This window comes from Achromobacter sp. NPDC058515, assembly GCF_042721735.1.
Classification (GTDB): Bacteria; Pseudomonadota; Gammaproteobacteria; order Burkholderiales; family Burkholderiaceae_B; genus Achromobacter.
Window position 1 is genome coordinate 1 of the sequence record NZ_JBHXNI010000011.1, and the last position, 15,622, is coordinate 15,622.

General features: G+C 67.7%; 13 protein-coding genes. 4 read left to right on the top strand and 9 right to left on the bottom strand.

From position 1 onward, the window contains the following. Positions 1-694, bottom strand: a 694-nt coding sequence (gene mutL, locus ACFWP0_RS18845) for a DNA mismatch repair endonuclease MutL (RefSeq protein ID WP_377844558.1), incomplete at its 3' end; no start/stop codon positions are given. 98 nt (positions 695-792) lie between these two features. On the opposite strand from mutL, the gene ACFWP0_RS18850 reads away from it, so the two are divergent. Continuing rightward, on the top strand, positions 793-1,428 hold the full coding sequence (locus tag ACFWP0_RS18850) for a VTT domain-containing protein (RefSeq protein ID WP_377844560.1): 636 nt from the start codon (positions 793-795) through the stop codon (positions 1,426-1,428). A gap of 189 nt (positions 1,429-1,617) precedes the next feature. Here ACFWP0_RS18850 and ACFWP0_RS18855 read toward each other — a convergent pair whose 3' ends face one another. Together ACFWP0_RS18855 and tsaE are read right to left on the bottom strand one after the other, a co-directional pair. Beyond that, on the bottom strand, positions 1,618-3,003 hold the full coding sequence (locus tag ACFWP0_RS18855; RefSeq protein WP_377844561.1) for an N-acetylmuramoyl-L-alanine amidase: 1,386 nt from the start codon (positions 3,001-3,003) through the stop codon (positions 1,618-1,620). After that, positions 2,931-3,470 (bottom strand): tRNA (adenosine(37)-N6)-threonylcarbamoyltransferase complex ATPase subunit type 1 TsaE, encoded by a 540-nt coding sequence (gene tsaE / locus ACFWP0_RS18860; RefSeq protein WP_377844563.1) that lies wholly within the window; start codon positions 3,468-3,470, stop codon positions 2,931-2,933. The genes ACFWP0_RS18855 and tsaE overlap by 73 nt, the downstream gene beginning before the upstream one ends. 163 nt (positions 3,471-3,633) lie before the next feature. On the opposite strand from tsaE, the gene fumC reads away from it, so the two are divergent. Continuing rightward, positions 3,634-5,031: a class II fumarate hydratase gene (gene fumC, locus ACFWP0_RS18865; protein ID WP_377844565.1), complete on the top strand. Its 1,398-nt coding sequence runs from the start codon at positions 3,634-3,636 to the stop codon at positions 5,029-5,031. A gap of 57 nt (positions 5,032-5,088) precedes the next feature. Here fumC and ACFWP0_RS18870 read toward each other — a convergent pair whose 3' ends face one another. Further along, entirely contained in the window at positions 5,089-6,072 is a 984-nt protein-coding gene (locus tag ACFWP0_RS18870) for an AEC family transporter (protein ID WP_377844567.1), read from the bottom strand. A gap of 164 nt (positions 6,073-6,236) precedes the next feature. Between ACFWP0_RS18870 and ACFWP0_RS18875 the strand changes: the two genes are divergently transcribed. Continuing rightward, a complete protein-coding gene (locus ACFWP0_RS18875; RefSeq protein WP_377844569.1) occupies positions 6,237-7,229 on the top strand; it encodes a tripartite tricarboxylate transporter substrate binding protein BugE in 993 nt (330 codons plus the stop codon). Positions 7,230-7,318: 89 nt separating this feature from the next. On the opposite strand, the gene ACFWP0_RS18880 is transcribed toward ACFWP0_RS18875, so the two are convergent. Continuing rightward, positions 7,319-8,224, bottom strand: a complete 906-nt coding sequence (locus ACFWP0_RS18880) for a LysR family transcriptional regulator (RefSeq protein ID WP_377844570.1) — start codon at positions 8,222-8,224, stop codon at positions 7,319-7,321. Between the two features lie 94 nt (positions 8,225-8,318). Between ACFWP0_RS18880 and ggt the strand changes: the two genes are divergently transcribed. Beyond that, positions 8,319-10,076 carry a gamma-glutamyltransferase gene (gene ggt / locus ACFWP0_RS18885; protein ID WP_377844572.1) on the top strand — a complete coding sequence of 586 codons (1,758 nt, stop codon included), beginning with the start codon at positions 8,319-8,321 and terminating at the stop codon, positions 10,074-10,076. 10 nt (positions 10,077-10,086) lie between these two features. On the opposite strand, the gene ACFWP0_RS18890 is transcribed toward ggt, so the two are convergent. From ACFWP0_RS18890 to ACFWP0_RS18905, 4 genes are all read right to left on the bottom strand, one after another. Continuing rightward, on the bottom strand, positions 10,087-11,478 hold the full coding sequence (locus ACFWP0_RS18890) for an APC family permease (protein ID WP_377844574.1): 1,392 nt from the start codon (positions 11,476-11,478) through the stop codon (positions 10,087-10,089). 222 nt (positions 11,479-11,700) lie between these two features. After that, complete coding sequence (locus ACFWP0_RS18895; RefSeq protein WP_377844576.1) at positions 11,701-12,810, bottom strand: CaiB/BaiF CoA transferase family protein; 1,110 nt, start codon at positions 12,808-12,810, stop codon at positions 11,701-11,703. Between the two features lie 11 nt (positions 12,811-12,821). After that, positions 12,822-13,805, bottom strand: a complete 984-nt coding sequence (locus tag ACFWP0_RS18900) for a Bug family tripartite tricarboxylate transporter substrate binding protein (RefSeq protein ID WP_377844578.1) — start codon at positions 13,803-13,805, stop codon at positions 12,822-12,824. A gap of 44 nt (positions 13,806-13,849) precedes the next feature. Next, the gene (locus ACFWP0_RS18905) at positions 13,850-15,550 is read right to left on the bottom strand and encodes an acyl-CoA dehydrogenase family protein (protein WP_377844580.1); all 1,701 of its coding nucleotides are present in this window, start codon (positions 15,548-15,550) and stop codon (positions 13,850-13,852) included. Positions 15,551-15,622: the final 72 nt, after the last annotated feature.

Below are 15,622 nucleotides of genomic sequence, written 5' to 3' on the forward strand. Positions count from 1 at the left end.
GGCTGACGGCGCCCACCGAGTGCGACAGCAGCAGGCCGTGTTCGGCGAACTCCGCGCCCAGCACATCGCGGATGCGCTGCGGCGGTTCGGCGGGCAGCCATTGGCGCTGCGCGCGGTCATGGTGGAACAGCCGGAACGCGATCTGCGGATGCGCCAGCGCAATGCGCTCCATGGCGTCGACGCAGTGACCGAATTCGGTAGCCTCCGAGCGCAGGAACTTGCGGCGGGCCGGCACGGCGTCAAAAAGCTGGCGCACGTCCACCGTGGTGCCCGGCGGGCCCGAGGCGGGGCCGACCTGCATGCTGCCGGCGTCGATCTGCCAGGCATGCTCGCCGTCGCGGGTGCGGGAGATGATGGACACCTGGGCGACCGAGGCGATGGACGCCAGCGCTTCGCCGCGGAATCCCATCGAGGCCACCGATTCCAGCTCGTTCAGCGATCGGATCTTGCTGGTGGCGTGGCGCGCCAGCGCCAGCGGGAGTTCGTCGGGCGGGATGCCGCCGCCGTCGTCGGTGACGGCGATGCGGCGGATGCCCCCGCCCTCCAGGCGCACCTCGATGGCGCGCCCGCCCGCGTCGATCGCGTTTTCAAGGATTTCCTTGAGCACGGACGCGGGCCGCTCGATCACCTCGCCGGCGGCGATCTGGCTGATCAGCAGGTCGGGAAGCGCAAGGATGGAACGGCGTTCAGTCATGGGGCTCGAGTCTGGTAGCTATGTGGATGATTTTAGCGTCATGGCCCGGTGGGCTATAGTCGCTGACAAATTCCCCTTCCGATATCAGGGCTGCTTCAATGCTTGAGTTCTTCAATATGGTGCTCCACATCGACCAGACGCTGGGCGTCTGGGTCGAGCAATACGGCGTGTGGGTGTACCTGGTGCTGTTCTTGATCGTCTTCGCGGAAACCGGGCTGGTCGTGCTGCCCTTCCTGCCGGGCGATTCGCTGCTGTTCATCGCCGGCGCGTTCGGCGCCACGGGGCACATCGATCCGATCCTGATGTCCATCCTGCTCATCATCGCCGCGGTGACGGGCAACACGCTGAACTATGCGATCGGCCGTTACATCGGTCCGCGCGTGTTTTCGATGAACCTGCGCTTTCTGGACCGCGGAGCCTTGATGCGCACGCATGCGTTCTACGAAAAGCACGGGGGCAAGACGATCGTGATGTCGCGCTTCATTCCGGTGGTCCGCACCTTCGCCCCGTTCGTGGCGGGCGTGGCCGACATGTCGCTGGCCCGGTTCCAGATGTTCAACATCCTGGGCGCGCTCATCTGGGTGATCAGCCTGGTGGCGGCCGGCTACTTCTTCGGCAATATCCCGCTGGTCCGCGAGCACCTGAACACCATTGTCCTGCTGGGCCTGGCCGCGGCCATCGTGCCGGTGGTGGGAGCAGGCCTGTTCAAGCTGTTCCGGTCGCGCCGCGCCTGATCATGCACGGTGTCTGACACCCTTGATGATGCACGGTGTCTGACACCCTGGGGAGACCGTCTTCAATCCGAGGCGGTGCGGAAAGGGTGTCAGACACCTTGGTTTTCGGTGTCTGACACCTTGGTTTTTGTCCGCGAAAAAAAGGCTGTGCGCCGTCAGGCGCACAGCCTTTTTCATTGCTCCGGCGGGCTAGCTGACGTCGCCCAGCCGCGCCAGCGGCGGATTGGCCGTGAAGTAGCGCTGGATGCCGGTCATCATGGCTTGCGCCAGCTTGTCCTGGTGCGAGTTGCTGCGCAGCAGCGCCTCTTCCTGGGGATTGCTGATGAAGGCGGTCTCGACCAGCACGGACGGAATGTCCGGCGCCTTCAGCACGGCAAAGCCGGCCTGTTCGACGCTGTTCTTGTGCAGGCGGTTGATCTTCTTGATTTCGTCCAGGAAGGCGTTGCCGACCTTCAGCGAATCGTTGATCTGCGCGGTGGTGGACAGGTCCAGCAGCACCTTGGCGACCTGGCGGTCGTGGCTGCCCAGGTTGACGCCGCCGATCAGGTCGGCCGCGTTTTCCTTGTCGGCCATCCAGCGCGCCTGGGCGCTGGTGGCGCCGCGCTGCGACAGGGCGAACACCGACGAGCCATTGGCCGAGGGCTTGACCCAGGCATCCGCGTGGATGGAGATGAACAGGTCCGCATGCACGCGGCGCGCCTTCTGCACGCGCACGTGCAGGGGCACGAAGTAATCGTCGTCGCGTGTCAGGTAGGCGCGCATATAGGGCTGGCTGTCGATCAGCGCCTTCAGCCGCCGCGCGATGCGCAGCACCACGTCTTTCTCGCGCAGGCCGCTGCTGCCGATGGCGCCGGGGTCCTCGCCGCCGTGGCCCGGGTCCAGCGCGATGGTCAGCATGCGCTGCTTGCCGCGGCTGGCGGTGGACGGCGGCTTGGCGGGCGCCGTGGGCAGCGCGGGCGCGGGCTGCTGGCCGCGCACGCGGGGCGGCTCGGGCGGATCCGCGCGCGTCACCGGGTTGCGCTGGATGTCTTCCAGGATGCGCGCCAGCGGATCGTCCACGTCGGGGCCGCTCTGCTTGTTCAGGATGGCGATCAGGGGATCCTGGGCGATTTTCGGGTACAGGTCCAGCACCAGCCGGAACTGGTAGTCGGCCACCGGCTTCAGCGTGAACACCTGGGGCGCCACGGGTTGCTTCAGGTCGAACACCAGCCGCACCACGTTGGGGCGGTTCTGGGCGACGCGCAGGCTCTGGATGTAGGGATCGTCGGGGCGGACCTTGGAGACCAGGTCGTTCAGCGCTGCGCTAAGGGTCAGTCCCTCGATATCGACCACCAGGCGGTGGGGATTTTCCAGCGTGAATTGTTCGGCCTTGAGCTCGCTGTCGAGCTCGAGCGTGACCCGGGTGTATTCCTCGGCCGGCCAGGTGCGGACGGCCAGGATCGTTGCCGCCTGCGCCAGGCGCGGCAGGACCGGCAGGACGAGCAGGGTGGCAGCAACGCTGATCAGGCGGCGCCGGGTGGCGCCTGCCGAGGGGAGGGCGCCGTCAGAGGCGGGGGGACAATCGCGTTCAACCATGTTTGTCCTCGAGCGGTGTACGCGGTCAGGGTGGCGTCACGTCCTTCGCCGGCATAGGCAAGGGAAATAAGCAGGTCGGGCGGGGGTAAAAGACCCTCTGCCCGCTCCGGCCATTCGATCAAAACGACCGCATCGTCACGCAGTAAATCCCGAAATCCTGCGTCCAACCATTCGCGCGAATCACTAAATCTATAAAAATCAAGATGATAGAAGTATAAGTTAGAAATTTTATAGGATTCAAGCAGCGCGTAGCTAGGACTTTTGATTCGGCCGGTGATGCCACATCCGCGCAACAATGCCCGGGTGAAGGCCGTTTTGCCTGCGCCCAGGTCTCCCTGGAGGTGGATGCAGGCGCCCGCCGGGCCGGTTTGGCCGCCGGACACCAGAGGGGCGAGCTGCCGCGCCAGCGCTTCCGTGGCGGCTTCGTCGGGCAGGTGCAAGGTCAGGCTGCAAAGAGGGGCGGACATGGCGCGGAGCGAGTGGTAAAAAACGATGATCGGAGCACAGATTGGAGCAATTATAGGAATGCGGGTTTCTGCTAACCTATAAGTGATTGCTATTCTCAATAATGTCGTGAATGACGGCCGCCCCGCCGCCCGCGACTGACGCCGCCACGGAGTTGTACGCGCCATGAAGACCCGCATCGAAAAAGATACGTTTGGCCCCATCGAGGTTCCTGAAGACCATCTTTGGGGCGCGCAGACCCAGCGTTCCCTGCATTTCTTCGCGATTTCCACCGAGAAGATGCCGGAACCGCTGGTCAATGCGATGGCGCGGCTCAAGCGCGCGGCCGCCAAGGTCAACGCCGATCTGGGCGAACTGGACCCGAAGGTCGCCGACGGCATCATGCGCGCCGCCGACGAAGTCATCGCCGGCAAATGGCCCAATGAATTTCCGCTGTCGGTCTGGCAGACCGGCTCGGGCACGCAAAGCAACATGAACATGAACGAGGTGCTGGCCAACCGCGCCTCGGAGCTGCTGGGCGGCGTGCGCGGCGAAGAGCGCAAGGTGCACCCGAACGACCACGTCAACCGCGGCCAATCCTCGAACGACACCTTCCCCACCGCCATGCATGTGGCCGCCGCCGTGCAGGTGGAACATCACCTGCTGCCGTCCCTGAAGGCGCTGCGCGCCACGCTGGCGGCCAAGAGCGCCAAGTTCTACGACATCGTCAAGATCGGCCGCACCCACTTGCAGGATGCGACGCCGCTGACCCTGGGCCAGGAGCTGTCGGGCTATGTGGCCCAGCTGGATCTGGCCGAACAGCAGATCCGCGCCACCCTGCCGGGCCTGCATCAGCTGGCCATCGGCGGCACGGCCGTGGGCACGGGCCTGAACGCGCATCCGCAGTTCAGCGCCAAGGTATCGGCCGAACTGGCCCACGCCACCGGCACGGCCTTTGTGTCCGCGCCCAACAAGTTCCAGGCGCTGGCGTCGCACGAAGCGCTGCTGTTTGCGCATGGCGCGCTGAAGTCCCTGGCGGCCGGCCTGATGAAGATCGCCAACGACGTGCGCTGGCTGTCCAGCGGCCCGCGCTCGGGCCTGGGCGAGATCAGCATCCCCGAGAACGAGCCGGGCAGCTCGATCATGCCGGGCAAGGTCAACCCGACGCAGTGCGAGGCCATCACCATGCTGGCCGCGCAGGTCATGGGCAATGACGTGGCCATCAACATCGGCGGGGCCAGCGGCAACTTTGAGCTGAACGTGTACAAGCCGCTGGTGATCAACAACTTCCTGCAGTCGGTGCGCCTGCTGACGGACGGCATGGCCAGCTTCGACCAGCATTGCGCCGCGGGCATCGAGCCCAACTGCGAGCGCATCGCCGAACTGGTGGACCGTTCGCTGATGCTGGTGACGGCGCTGAACCCGCACATCGGCTACGACAAGGCCGCGCAGATCGCCAAGAAGGCGCACAAGGAAGGCTTGTCGCTGAAGGAATCGGCCCTGGCGCTGGGTTATGTGACCGAGGCGCAGTTCGCCGAATGGGTCGTGCCGGGCTCCATGACCAACGCGCACAAGCCGTCGTAGTCCGCGGCGCAGTCCGTGCAAAGGCTGCCCCTGCGGGCGGCCTTTTTTTCGCGCGCCTTATGCCTGCCCGGCGAACAGCAGCCACAGCGGAATCGTGGCCGCCGACAGCAGCGTGCCCAGCGAGACCAGCACCGCCACCATGCGGCCGTCGCCGCCCATGCGCATCGCCAGCACGTAGGCGGCGGAGGCCGTGGGCAGCGCGGCGAACAGCAGCAGCATCCGCGCCTCCAGCGGCGGCAGGTCCAAGAGGCGCGCCACCAGCAAGGCGACGGCGGGAAGCGCGACGAGCTTGACCGCCAGCATCCACGCGATCAGCGCCCCGTAGCCCTTGCCCCCTTCCCATGCCAGGCTGGCGCCCACGCAGATGATGCCCAGGGCGATGGCGGCGGCGCCCAGCCGGGCCAGCACCGTGTCCACGGGGCCGGGCAGGTGCAGGCCGGCCAGGTTGCAGGCCAGGCCCAGCAAGGTGGACACCACCAGCGGATTGCGCGCCAGCTCGCGCAGCAGGTTGCCGCCGCTGTGGCGCGCCAGCCCGTAGACCGCGGCCACATTGGCCATGGGCACCGCGAAGCCGACGATCAGCGCCATGACCGTCTGGCCTTGCGCCCCCGCCAGGCTGGCCGACAGCGCCAGGCCGATATAGGTGTTGAAGCGGTAGCCGCACTGCGCGGAAGAGGCCAGGCCCAGCGACGAGGGCCGCAGCGCCAGGCCGGCCAGCCAGGCCAGCGCCACGCCGGCGGCCACCACGGCCGCGGTGGCCTGCAACAGCATGGCGGCGTTGCCCGCCGTGATGGGGGTGCGCAGAATGGACTGGAACAGCAGCGCGGGAAACAGGACGAAGTAGACCAGGCGCTCCGTGCCGGCAAAGAACTCGCGCGCGAACCCCAGTTTGTGACGCAGCGCCCAACCCAGCGCAACCAGCATGAAATCAGGGAAAACCAGAAGGGCAACCGACATGGGGCAAGTGCGTTGTTTATCCAGCGTCAAACCGGGGATCGGCGCGCTATGCGTATGTAAGCATTTGCTGCTATTCTCCGTCATTCTGGCGGGCGCGTGTGTGCCACAAGCAACCTATAAAAGCAGTGCTTAAGACGCTGCGCACAAGCAACGCGCCCCCACCGTTATCTGCTGACCCGTCTACAGGCGGGTACGTCGCACAACGGTCCGTTCACATACGGGCTCGCAATCTTGGAGGAAACACACCTATGAATAAAGTTCGCTCCCTGGCAGTGGCTATCGCGTTGGCCACCGGCGCCGCCGGCACGCTTGGCGCCTCCGTCGCCCACGCCGCCGACAAGTACCCCAGCAAGGCTATCCGCGTGATCGTTCCGTTCGCGCCTGGCGGTTCCACCGACATCATTGCGCGCCTCGTGACGCAGCGCATGAGCCAGGAACTCGGCCAGCCGATGGTCGTGGAAAACAAGGGCGGCGCAGGCGGCGCCATCGGCGCGGTCGAAGCGGCGCGCGCCGATGCCGACGGCTACACGCTGTCCATCGCCACCGTGTCGACGATGGCCGTGAACCCGGCTTGCCGTCCGAAGGACCTGCCGTACGATCCGATCAAGGATTTCCAGCCGGTCACCAACTTCGCCAACACCGCCAACGTGGTCGCCGTGAACCCGAAGTTTCCCGCCAAGGACTTCAAGGGCTTCGTCGAAGAGCTGAAGAAGAACCCGGGCAAGTACTCCTACGGCAGCTCGGGCACCTGCGGCGTTCTGCACCTGATGGGCGAATCGTTCAAGATGGCCACGGGCACCGACATCGTGCACGTGCCCTACAAGGGTTCGGGCCCGGCGCTGGCGGATGCCGTCGGCGGCCAGATCGAAATCCTGTTCGACAACCTGCCTTCCTCGATGCCGCAGATCCAGGCGGGCAAGCTGCGCGCCATGGCCATCGCCTGGCCCGACCAGATCGCCGCCGTCAAGGGCGTCCCGACCTTCAAGGAAGCGGGCTTCCCCGTGCTGAACCAGCCCGTCTGGTACGGCCTGCTGGCGCCCAAGGGCACGCCGATGGAAATCGTCAACAAGCTGCGCGACGCCGCTGTGGTGGCCCTGAAGGACCCGAAGGTCATCAAGGCGCTGGACGAGCAGGGCTCGGCGCCGTCCGGCAATACGCCGGAAGAGTTCGCCAAGGAAATCAAAGAGCAGTTCGACTGGGCTCAGGACGTCGTGAAGAAGCAGAACATCAAGCTGGACTGATGCTGCGCGGGGCGGGCCATGCCCGCCTCGGCCGACCATGCACAACGGGCGCCTTCGGGCGCCCGTTGTGCATTCAGGCGGTGGACCGCTCAGGCCTGTGCGTCCAGTCCGGCCAGGCGCGCGTCGCAGGCGGCGCGCAGGCGCTCGATCAGTTCGCGGTGCAGCGCGGACAGGGGGTCCTGGCTGCGCGCCATGATGCTGAGCGGCACGCGCAGCGCGGGCTCCAGCCGGCGCAGGCTCATGCCCGGGCGCAGCATCGCCTGCGCGGTGATGGCGTCCACGATGGCGTCGCCGCAGCCCGCCTCCACCAGCGCGCATGCGACGTAATGCGTCTGCACCTGGATGGCGACCTGCGGAGCCAGCCCTTGCGCATCCAGCGCCAATTGCAGCAGCGCGCCCGAGGCGTCGCTGGCGTCCAGCACGATCAGGGTGTCGCCTGAAAGATCCGCAAGGTCCGACAGGCACATGGGGCCGGTGGCGGGCTTGCGGCTCAGGTGCACCAGTTCGGTATGGCCCAGGCTTATGCGGGTCAGGCCCGGGTAATCGTTGGTGTCGAACGTGATGGCCAGGTCCAGTTCCCGGGTCAGCAGGCCCTGCACCAGCTCGGCGCTGTGATGCGTATGGATGTCGAAGGTGATGCCGGGCTGCGCCTCGCGGCTGTCGCGCACCACGCCCGGCAGCAGCCCCAGGCCCAGCGCGGGGGCGCAGCCCAGGCGCAGGTGGCCGTTGGGCCGGTCGCGCAGGTTGGAGGCCAGCCTGCGCACGCTGTTGAGGTCCTGGCTCAGGCGCGCGATCTCGGGCGTGAGGATGTCCGCCTCGCGCGTGGCGACCAGCCGGCCCTTAACGCGGTCAAACAGCTTGAAGCCCAGCTGGGCCTCGGCATGGGCCAGCAGCTTGCTGGCGGCGGGCTGGGAGATGTGCAGCGCGGCGGCGGCTTCCGTCAGGGAGCCGGTGCGGCGGATCGCTTCGAATATCTCGATGTGGCGCAGGCGCATGACGCGGTTGGGGGAAGGTGGACCGGAACCGCGATTCTATGTCGGATCTATCATGAACCCCTGCCGGACGTCCGGCGCCACCCTGGAGCCACTCATGCGCGTACGCCTCCACGCCGTCCTCCTTGCCGCCGCGATGGCCGCCATGCCCGTTCTCTCCACCTCCTGGGCGCGCGCGCCGCAGGCGGCCGAGGACCTGAACCCGGAAGCCGCCAGCGGCGTCCAGGAGCGCCGGCTGGTGCGCGCGCCGCATTTCATGATGGTGTCGGCCAACCCGCTGGCCACCCGGGCGGGCGACGAGATGCTGCGGCGCGGCGGCAGCGTGGTGGATGCCGCCATCGCGACGCAGCTGGTGCTGAACCTGGTGGAACCGCAGTCGTCCGGCATAGGCGGGGGCGCCTTCCTGGTGCTGTATTCGGCCAAGGACGGCCGCATCCATACCTACGACAGCCGCGAGACGGCGCCCGCGGCGGCGCGTCCCGACCGCTTCCTGGATGCCGAGGGCAAGCCGCTGCCCTTCGCCCAAGCCGTCAACAACGGCATGTCCGTGGGCGTGCCGGGCTTGCTGCGCGGCCTGGAACTGGCGCACAAGGAGCAGGGCGCGTTGCCTTGGGCCGATCTGTTCCAGCCCGCCATACGCCTGGCCGAGCAGGGCTTTGCCGTATCGCCGCGCCTGCACGCGCTGCTGGCGGGCAACAAGGCCTTGCCCGCCCAGGCTGCCGCCGCCGCCTACTTCTATGCGCCCGACGGCGCGCCCTGGCCCGTGGGCCATGTGCTGAAGAATCCCGAATTCGCGCGCACGCTGCGCGCGGTCGCGCAACAGGGCGCGGACGCGTTCTATCAGGGCGACATCGCGCGCGACATCGTGGCCGCGGTGCATGGGCACGCAGTGCCCGGAGACCTGAGCCTGGCGGACCTGGCCGGCTACCGCGCGAAGACGCGCGAGCCGGTCTGCGGCGCCTACCGCGGCTACGAGCTGTGCGGCATGGGGCCGCCCAGCAGCGGGCCCATCGCCGTGCTGCAGATGCTGGGCGCGCTAGAGCAGTTTCCCCTCGGCCGCTATGCGCCGGGCAGCGCGCAAGCCGTGCATTATTTTTCCGAAGCCGGCCGCCTGGCGTTCGCCGACCGCGATTTCTACGTCGCCGATCCCGACTTCGTGCGGGTGCCGGTGCGCGCGATGCTGGATCCGGCCTATCTGCGCGCGCGCGGCGCCTTGATCCAGCCCGACCGCAGCATGAAGGTCGCCCTGCCCGGAGACCCGGAGGGCAAGCTCCTGTCCCTGGGCCGCGACAACGCGCTGGAGCTGCCCTCCACGAGCCATCTGGTGGCGGTGGACGCCCGCGGCAATGCGCTGAGCATGACGACCACGATCGAAAGCGAATTCGGCAGCAAGATCTTCGTGCGCGGGTTCCTGCTGAACAACGAGATGACGGATTTTTCCTCGTCGTTCAAGGACCCCGAGGGCCGGCTGGTGGCGAACCGGATCGAGCCGGGCAAGCGTCCGCGCAGCGCGATGGCGCCGATGATCGTGCTGCGCGACGGCAAGCCCTACCTGCTGGTGGGGTCGCCCGGGGGCAGCGCGATCATCAACTACGTGGCCAAGACCATCGTGGGCGTGCTGGACTGGGGCCTGGACATCCAGGCGGCCATAGCCCTGCCCAACATGGGCAGCCGCAACAAGGACACCGAGCTGGAGAAGGGGACGCCGCTGGAGGCGCTGGCGCCGGAACTGGAGCGCATGGGGCACCCGGTGCGCATCACCGAGTTTCCCAGCGGCATCCACGGCATCGTCATCGACGGCGGGCTGCAAGGCGGGGCGGACCCGCGCCGCGAAGGCCTGGCCGAGGGCGGCTGACGCCGCGCGGTCATTCCAGCGTGGACGGGTCCATCTCCATCTTGCGTTCGCGGCGGTGCGCCAGGTAGGTCACGCCCCACATCGCGACGCCCAGCAACAGCAGCCAGCCCGCGACCTGGTACTGGATCACATCGCGCCCCGTCAGCGGGGTGACGAGGAACAGGCAGGCGGCCGCGCCCAGCCACGGGACAATGCGGTTGATGGTGAAGTGCTCATGCTTGACCTTGTCGCGCCGCAGGACCAGCACCGCCACGTTGACGAAGGCGAACACGCCCAGCAGCAGCAGGGCGGTGGTGCCGCCCAGCGCCCGGATGGCTTGGGAGTCGGCCAGCGCCACCAGGATGATCAGGCCGAAGGCCAGCGCGGTGGTGAACAGGATGGCGGTCCAGGGCGTCTGGTTCTTGCGATGCACGTGGGCCAGGAAGGCCGGCAGCACCCCCTGGCGCGACATGCCGTACAGCAGGCGGCTGGCCATCATCATGTTGATCAGCGCGGAGTTCGCCACGGCGAACATCGAGATGATGGGCATGATGTATTCCACCGGCAGTCCGGGCGCGGCGCGCTTGACCACCAGCACCAGCGGCGTGCTGCTCTTGGCCAGCTCGCCCACCGGCACCAGCGCCACGGCGCAGATCGACACCAGCACGTAGATCACCGCGGTGATGCCCAGCCCCGTCAGCATGACCTTGGGAAAAATGCGGCTGGGTTCGTGCGTTTCCTCGGCCATATTGACCGAGTCCTCGAAGCCGACCATGGCGAAGAACGCCAGCGCGGTGGCCGAGGTCACCGCCAGGAACACGCTCTTGTTCTCGGGCGTGTCGAACGCGACGACGCGCGAGAAATCCGCCTGTCCGCCGGAGATGGCGTAGAAGCCCAGCACGATCACCATCAGCAGGCCGGACAGCTCGATCAGGGTGAGCACCACGTTGGCCTTGACGCTTTCCGCGGCGCCGCGCAGGTTGACCAGCATGACCAGCAGCATGAACCCCAGGGCGCCGAACGTGATCCAGCTCTTGTCGGCCTTCACGCCCATGGCGACGAACAGGTTGGCGGCAAAGGCCTGCGAGGCGGTCGCGGCCGAGGTCAGGCCCGAACACATCACGGTGAAGCAGACGATGAACGTCAGGAAGTGCAGGCCGAACGCCTTGTGGACGTAGAGCGCCGCGCCGGCGGCCTTGGGATACTTGGTGACCAGTTCAAGATAGGACAGCGCGGTCAGCAAGGCGACCGCGAAGGCCACCAGGAACGGCAGCCAGGCCGCGCCGCCGACCTCGGCGGCCACCTGTCCGGTCAGGGCATACACGCCGGTGCCGAGGATGTCCCCCACAATGAACAGCAGCAACAGCTTGGGGCCCATCACCCGCTTGAGCGGGGCGTGGTCCTGCGGATCTTTCGTGGCCATAGTCCTTTCTCCTCTTTCTTTGGTTTTCGGGAGGCGCGCCAAGGCAACGCGAGGTGATGGAAAAGTCTAAGGCGGCGAGCGGCCGAGTGTTGCAACGAAATGTCTAAGTTGTTGGAGGCTGTGAGATGCCGGTCAACGTTTCGCGGCACGTTGTGCCAGCGGAAAAAAAGCCCGGCATGAGCCGGGCTGGAAACGCGCTTGCCTGTCGTCCGGCCCGGAGGACTAGGCCAGCGCGGGCGGCAACTTGCGCAGCGCGGCAGGTGTGCGCGACAGCTTGATCGGCGATCCCACGCCCTTGTAGTCGCCCTGCTCCAGCACCATGCCGCGGTGCCGGGTATGCGGATGTGCAAGCGCCTGATCCACCGTTTGCACGGCCGCGGCGGGCACGCCCGCGCGCAGCAGGCGATCGGCCAGCGCGGCCGCGTCGTGGCCGGCCAGCAGCGCGGACAGTTCGTCCCGCAGCGCCTGGCGGTTCTGCAGTCGGTCGGCATTGGCGGCATAGCGCGTGTCCTCCGCCAGCCCCGGCGCGTCCAGGACCTGCGCCAGCAGCGCGAACTGCCGGTTGTTGCCCACGGCCAGGAAGATAGGGCCGCTGGCGGTGGGCAGCGTCTCGTAGGGCGCGATGTTCGGATGCTGGTTGCCGCTGCGCTTGGGCGTCTTGCCGCTATAGAAGTAGTTGGGCGCATGCGGGTGCAGCAGCGACAACGCGCAGTCGTACAGCGTGATGTCCAGGAACTGGCCCAGTCCGCTGCGGCCGCGCTCGTTGAGCGCCAGCAGGATGGCCACGGCCGCGTTCAGGCCGGTCACCATGTCCACCACGGGCAGGCCGACGCGCGTGGCGTCGCCGTCCGCTTCGCCGTTCACGCTCATCAGGCCGCACATGGCCTGCGCGCAGGCGTCATAGCCTGGCAGCCCGCCCAGCGGGCCGTCCGAGCCGAAACCGCTGACGCGGCAATGGATCAGCTTCGGGAACGCCTCGCTCAAGGCTTCGTAGCCCAGCCCCCACTTCTCCAGCGTGCCGGGCTTGAAGTTCTCGACCAGCACGTCGGCGTCGGCGAGCAGGTGGCGCAGCAGCTCCTGGCCCGCGGCTTGCGACAGGTCCAGCGTCATGCCTTCCTTGTTGCGGTTCACGCCGATGAAGTAGGACGCCGTATCGCCCAGGAAGGGCGGTCCCCAGCCCCGGGTCTCGTCGCCGCCGGGCGGTTCTATCTTCAGCACGTCGGCGCCGTGGTCCGCCAGGATCTGCGTGCAGTAGGGTCCGCCCAGCACGCGGGACAGGTCGATCACCTTGCAGCCCGCCAGGGCGCCGGCGTTGGGTAGGGATGGGGCCATTATGTTCTGCTTCAGTCGATGGAAACGTTGGCGCTCGTGATGAGCTCGCGCCACTTGGGGACTTCCGTGGTGATGAACGCGGACAGGCCCTGCGGCGTCTTGTCCTGGGCTTCGACGATGCCCTGCGTGCGCAGGGCCTGTTCGATGGCGGGGTCGGACAGCGCCTTCTTGAAGGCCTGGTTCAAGGTGTCCACCACCTCGGCCGGCGTGCCCTTGGGGGCGACGATGCCGAAGAAGACGCTGACGTCATAGCCCGCCAGGCCCTGCTCGGACAAGGTGCGCAGGTCCGGCAGCGCGTCGGACCGCTGGGCGCTGGCCAGGCCGATGGCGCGCAACTTGCCGGCCTTGATGTAGGGCAGCGCGGTCAGGATGTCGGTGAACGACATCGACACCTGGCCGCCCAGCAGGTCGTTCAGCGCGGGGCCCGTGCCCTTGTATGGGATATGCATGATCTTGGTGTCGGCCATGCGGTTGAACAGGATGCCGGCAAGGTGCGACGAGGCGCCGTTGCCCGACGAGGCGTAGCTCAGCTTGTCCGGGTTCTTTCTGGCGTAGGCGATGAGTTCCTGCACGCTGTTGGCCGGCACCGAGGGGTTCACCACCAGGATGTTGGGCAGGTGGCCGATGCGGATGACGGGCGCGAAGCTGGTTTCGGGGTTGTAGCCCTGGTTCTTGTACAGGCTGACGTTGATGGCCAGCGGGCCCGAGGTGCCGAACAGGATGGTGTAGCCGTCGGGCTTGGCTCCGGCAACGTATGCGGCGCCGATATTGCCGCCGGCGCCGCCGCGGTTCTCGACGATGACGTTCTGCTGCAGCGGTTCGCGCAGCTTCTCGGCCAGCCGGCGAGCCAGAGCGTCGGTGGGGCCGCCGGGGGGAAAGGGCACGATCAGCGTCACGGGGCGCGCGGCAGGGTAGGCATCGGCGGCCAGCGCGGGCGACGTGGACGCGGCGGCGGCGGCCGCCGCCAGCAACAAGGGGGCGAAGTAGCGTTTCATGTTTGTCTCCTGAGGGGCGCGCCGGCTGTGCCGCCGGCGTCGATTTACAGCGCGTATTGCAGGATGGCCTGGCAGGCCGCGGTTTCGTCGGGGGGAATGGCGTAAGGGTCGCGCGGCGCCAGGCGGTGCAGCAGCACCTGGTCTGCCAGCCGCGCGCGGCTCTCCAGGCCGGCGCCGGCGGCTTCCCAGCGCAAGGCGGCCATGGACACGGCGTGATAGAGCAGCGAGGCGGCCTGGCGCGCCAGTTCGGCGTGGTCGCCCTGCGCGGCGTGGTCGGCCAGCGCATACGTCTGCTCCAGGGCGCGCGCCTGCGCGTCGGCCAGCGCGGGCGGGCAGGGCGCGCCATCGGCCAGCAGCCGCTCGATATGGCTGCGCAATGCGGGCAGCGAGTTTTCTTTCTTGATGGCCCGCAGCACGTCCAGGGCAACGATGTTGCTGGTGCCCTCCCAGATGGAGCCCAGGTGCGCGTCGCGGACCAGGCGGGGCTCGGTCCATTCCTCGATGTAGCCGCAGCCGCCTCGCACTTCCATGGCGTCGCCGGTCACCTTGCGCGCGTCGCGGCAGGCGCGGAACTTGATCAGCGGCGTCAGGATGCGGGCCAGCGCGGGATCGGCCGCGCCCTGGTCGGCGTCGGCCAGCGCGCGCGCCGTCTGGAACATGACGCTGCGCGCCTGCTCGGCCCAGACCGTCATCTTGACGAGCTGGCGCTGCATCAGCGGCATGTCGATCAGGCGCTTGCCGAAGGCGCGGCGGTGCTGGGACACGTAGATGGCTTCGGTGACGGCCCGGCGCATCAGCCCGGCGGCGCGCATGCCGTTGGACAGGCGCGAGTTGTTGATCATGTCGGCCATGTGCTTGAAGCCGCGGCCGCGCTCGCCCACCAGCCAGGCGACCGCGCCTTCCAGGCGGATCTCGCCGCTGGCCATGGAGCGCGTGCCGAGCTTGTCCTTCAGGCGCAGGATGCGGTAGTGGTTGTGCGTGCCGTCGGCCAGGTCGCGCGGCAGCAGAAAGAGCGACACGCCCTTCAGGCCGGCCTGCGGCTCGCTGCGCGCCAGCACCATGGCGTAGCCCGCGTCCGGGTTGGAGCAGAACCACTTGTCGCCATGGATGCGCCAGGTGCCGTCGTCCTGCGCCTGGGCCGTGACCTCGGTGGCGCTCACGTCCGAGCCTGCGGCCTGCTCCGTCATGAACATGGCGCCCTGGCGCAGCGTGTCGAAATCCTGGGAAGTGACCTGCGGCAGCACCCGCTCCACCAGGGCGGGGTCGCCGAACTTGCGCAGGGTGCGGGCCAGCGAGTCCGTCATGCTGACCGGGCAGCACAGGCCGAACTCGGCCTGCACGAACAGATGGCTGAGCGCGTACTTGGCGGCGGCCGGCATCGGCTCGGGCCAGCCCAGCACGCCGCCCCGGTGCGACAGCGCGGCCAGGCCGAATTCGCTGTAGGCCAGGCGCTCAAGCTCTACATAGGCCGGGTGCTTGTCGATGCGGGATTCGTCCGTGCCGGCGCGGCTGCGCACCGACAGGGTGGGGGGATGCTTGTCCGCCGTGGACGCCAGCTCGTCCATGACGCCGCCGGCCAGCTCGCCCAGCCTTTCCAGGTGGGGCAGCAGATGGGCATGCAGCGCCGGGGGAAGGTAGCGCCCGCTGAGCGCCGCCGCATACGGGTCCGCGTTGAACAGGTTCAGCCCGCGGGAGTCCGGGACGGCGGTGGCGGTGGGGGCAACGGTCATGACGGGGGTATCCATGGCGGCATCCAGGTCGAAACGGGAAAGATGCCCCGATGTTGCTTGGCTAGATTAATCTATGCAAATACTGTT

Coding starts and splice junctions, on each gene's coding strand:
- ACFWP0_RS18850 (WP_377844560.1), top strand. CDS start 793: ATGCTTGAGTTCTTCAATATGGTGCTCCACATCGACCAGACGCTGGGC.
- ACFWP0_RS18855 (WP_377844561.1), bottom strand. CDS start 3,003: ATGGTTGAACGCGATTGTCCCCCCGCCTCTGACGGCGCCCTCCCCTCG.
- tsaE (WP_377844563.1), bottom strand. CDS start 3,470: ATGTCCGCCCCTCTTTGCAGCCTGACCTTGCACCTGCCCGACGAAGCC.
- fumC (WP_377844565.1), top strand. CDS start 3,634: ATGAAGACCCGCATCGAAAAAGATACGTTTGGCCCCATCGAGGTTCCT.
- ACFWP0_RS18870 (WP_377844567.1), bottom strand. CDS start 6,072: ATGACGGAGAATAGCAGCAAATGCTTACATACGCATAGCGCGCCGATC.
- ACFWP0_RS18875 (WP_377844569.1), top strand. CDS start 6,237: ATGAATAAAGTTCGCTCCCTGGCAGTGGCTATCGCGTTGGCCACCGGC.
- ACFWP0_RS18880 (WP_377844570.1), bottom strand. CDS start 8,224: ATGCGCCTGCGCCACATCGAGATATTCGAAGCGATCCGCCGCACCGGC.
- ggt (WP_377844572.1), top strand. CDS start 8,319: ATGCGCGTACGCCTCCACGCCGTCCTCCTTGCCGCCGCGATGGCCGCC.
- ACFWP0_RS18890 (WP_377844574.1), bottom strand. CDS start 11,478: ATGGCCACGAAAGATCCGCAGGACCACGCCCCGCTCAAGCGGGTGATG.
- ACFWP0_RS18895 (WP_377844576.1), bottom strand. CDS start 12,810: ATGGCCCCATCCCTACCCAACGCCGGCGCCCTGGCGGGCTGCAAGGTG.
- ACFWP0_RS18900 (WP_377844578.1), bottom strand. CDS start 13,805: ATGAAACGCTACTTCGCCCCCTTGTTGCTGGCGGCGGCCGCCGCCGCC.
- ACFWP0_RS18905 (WP_377844580.1), bottom strand. CDS start 15,550: ATGGATACCCCCGTCATGACCGTTGCCCCCACCGCCACCGCCGTCCCG.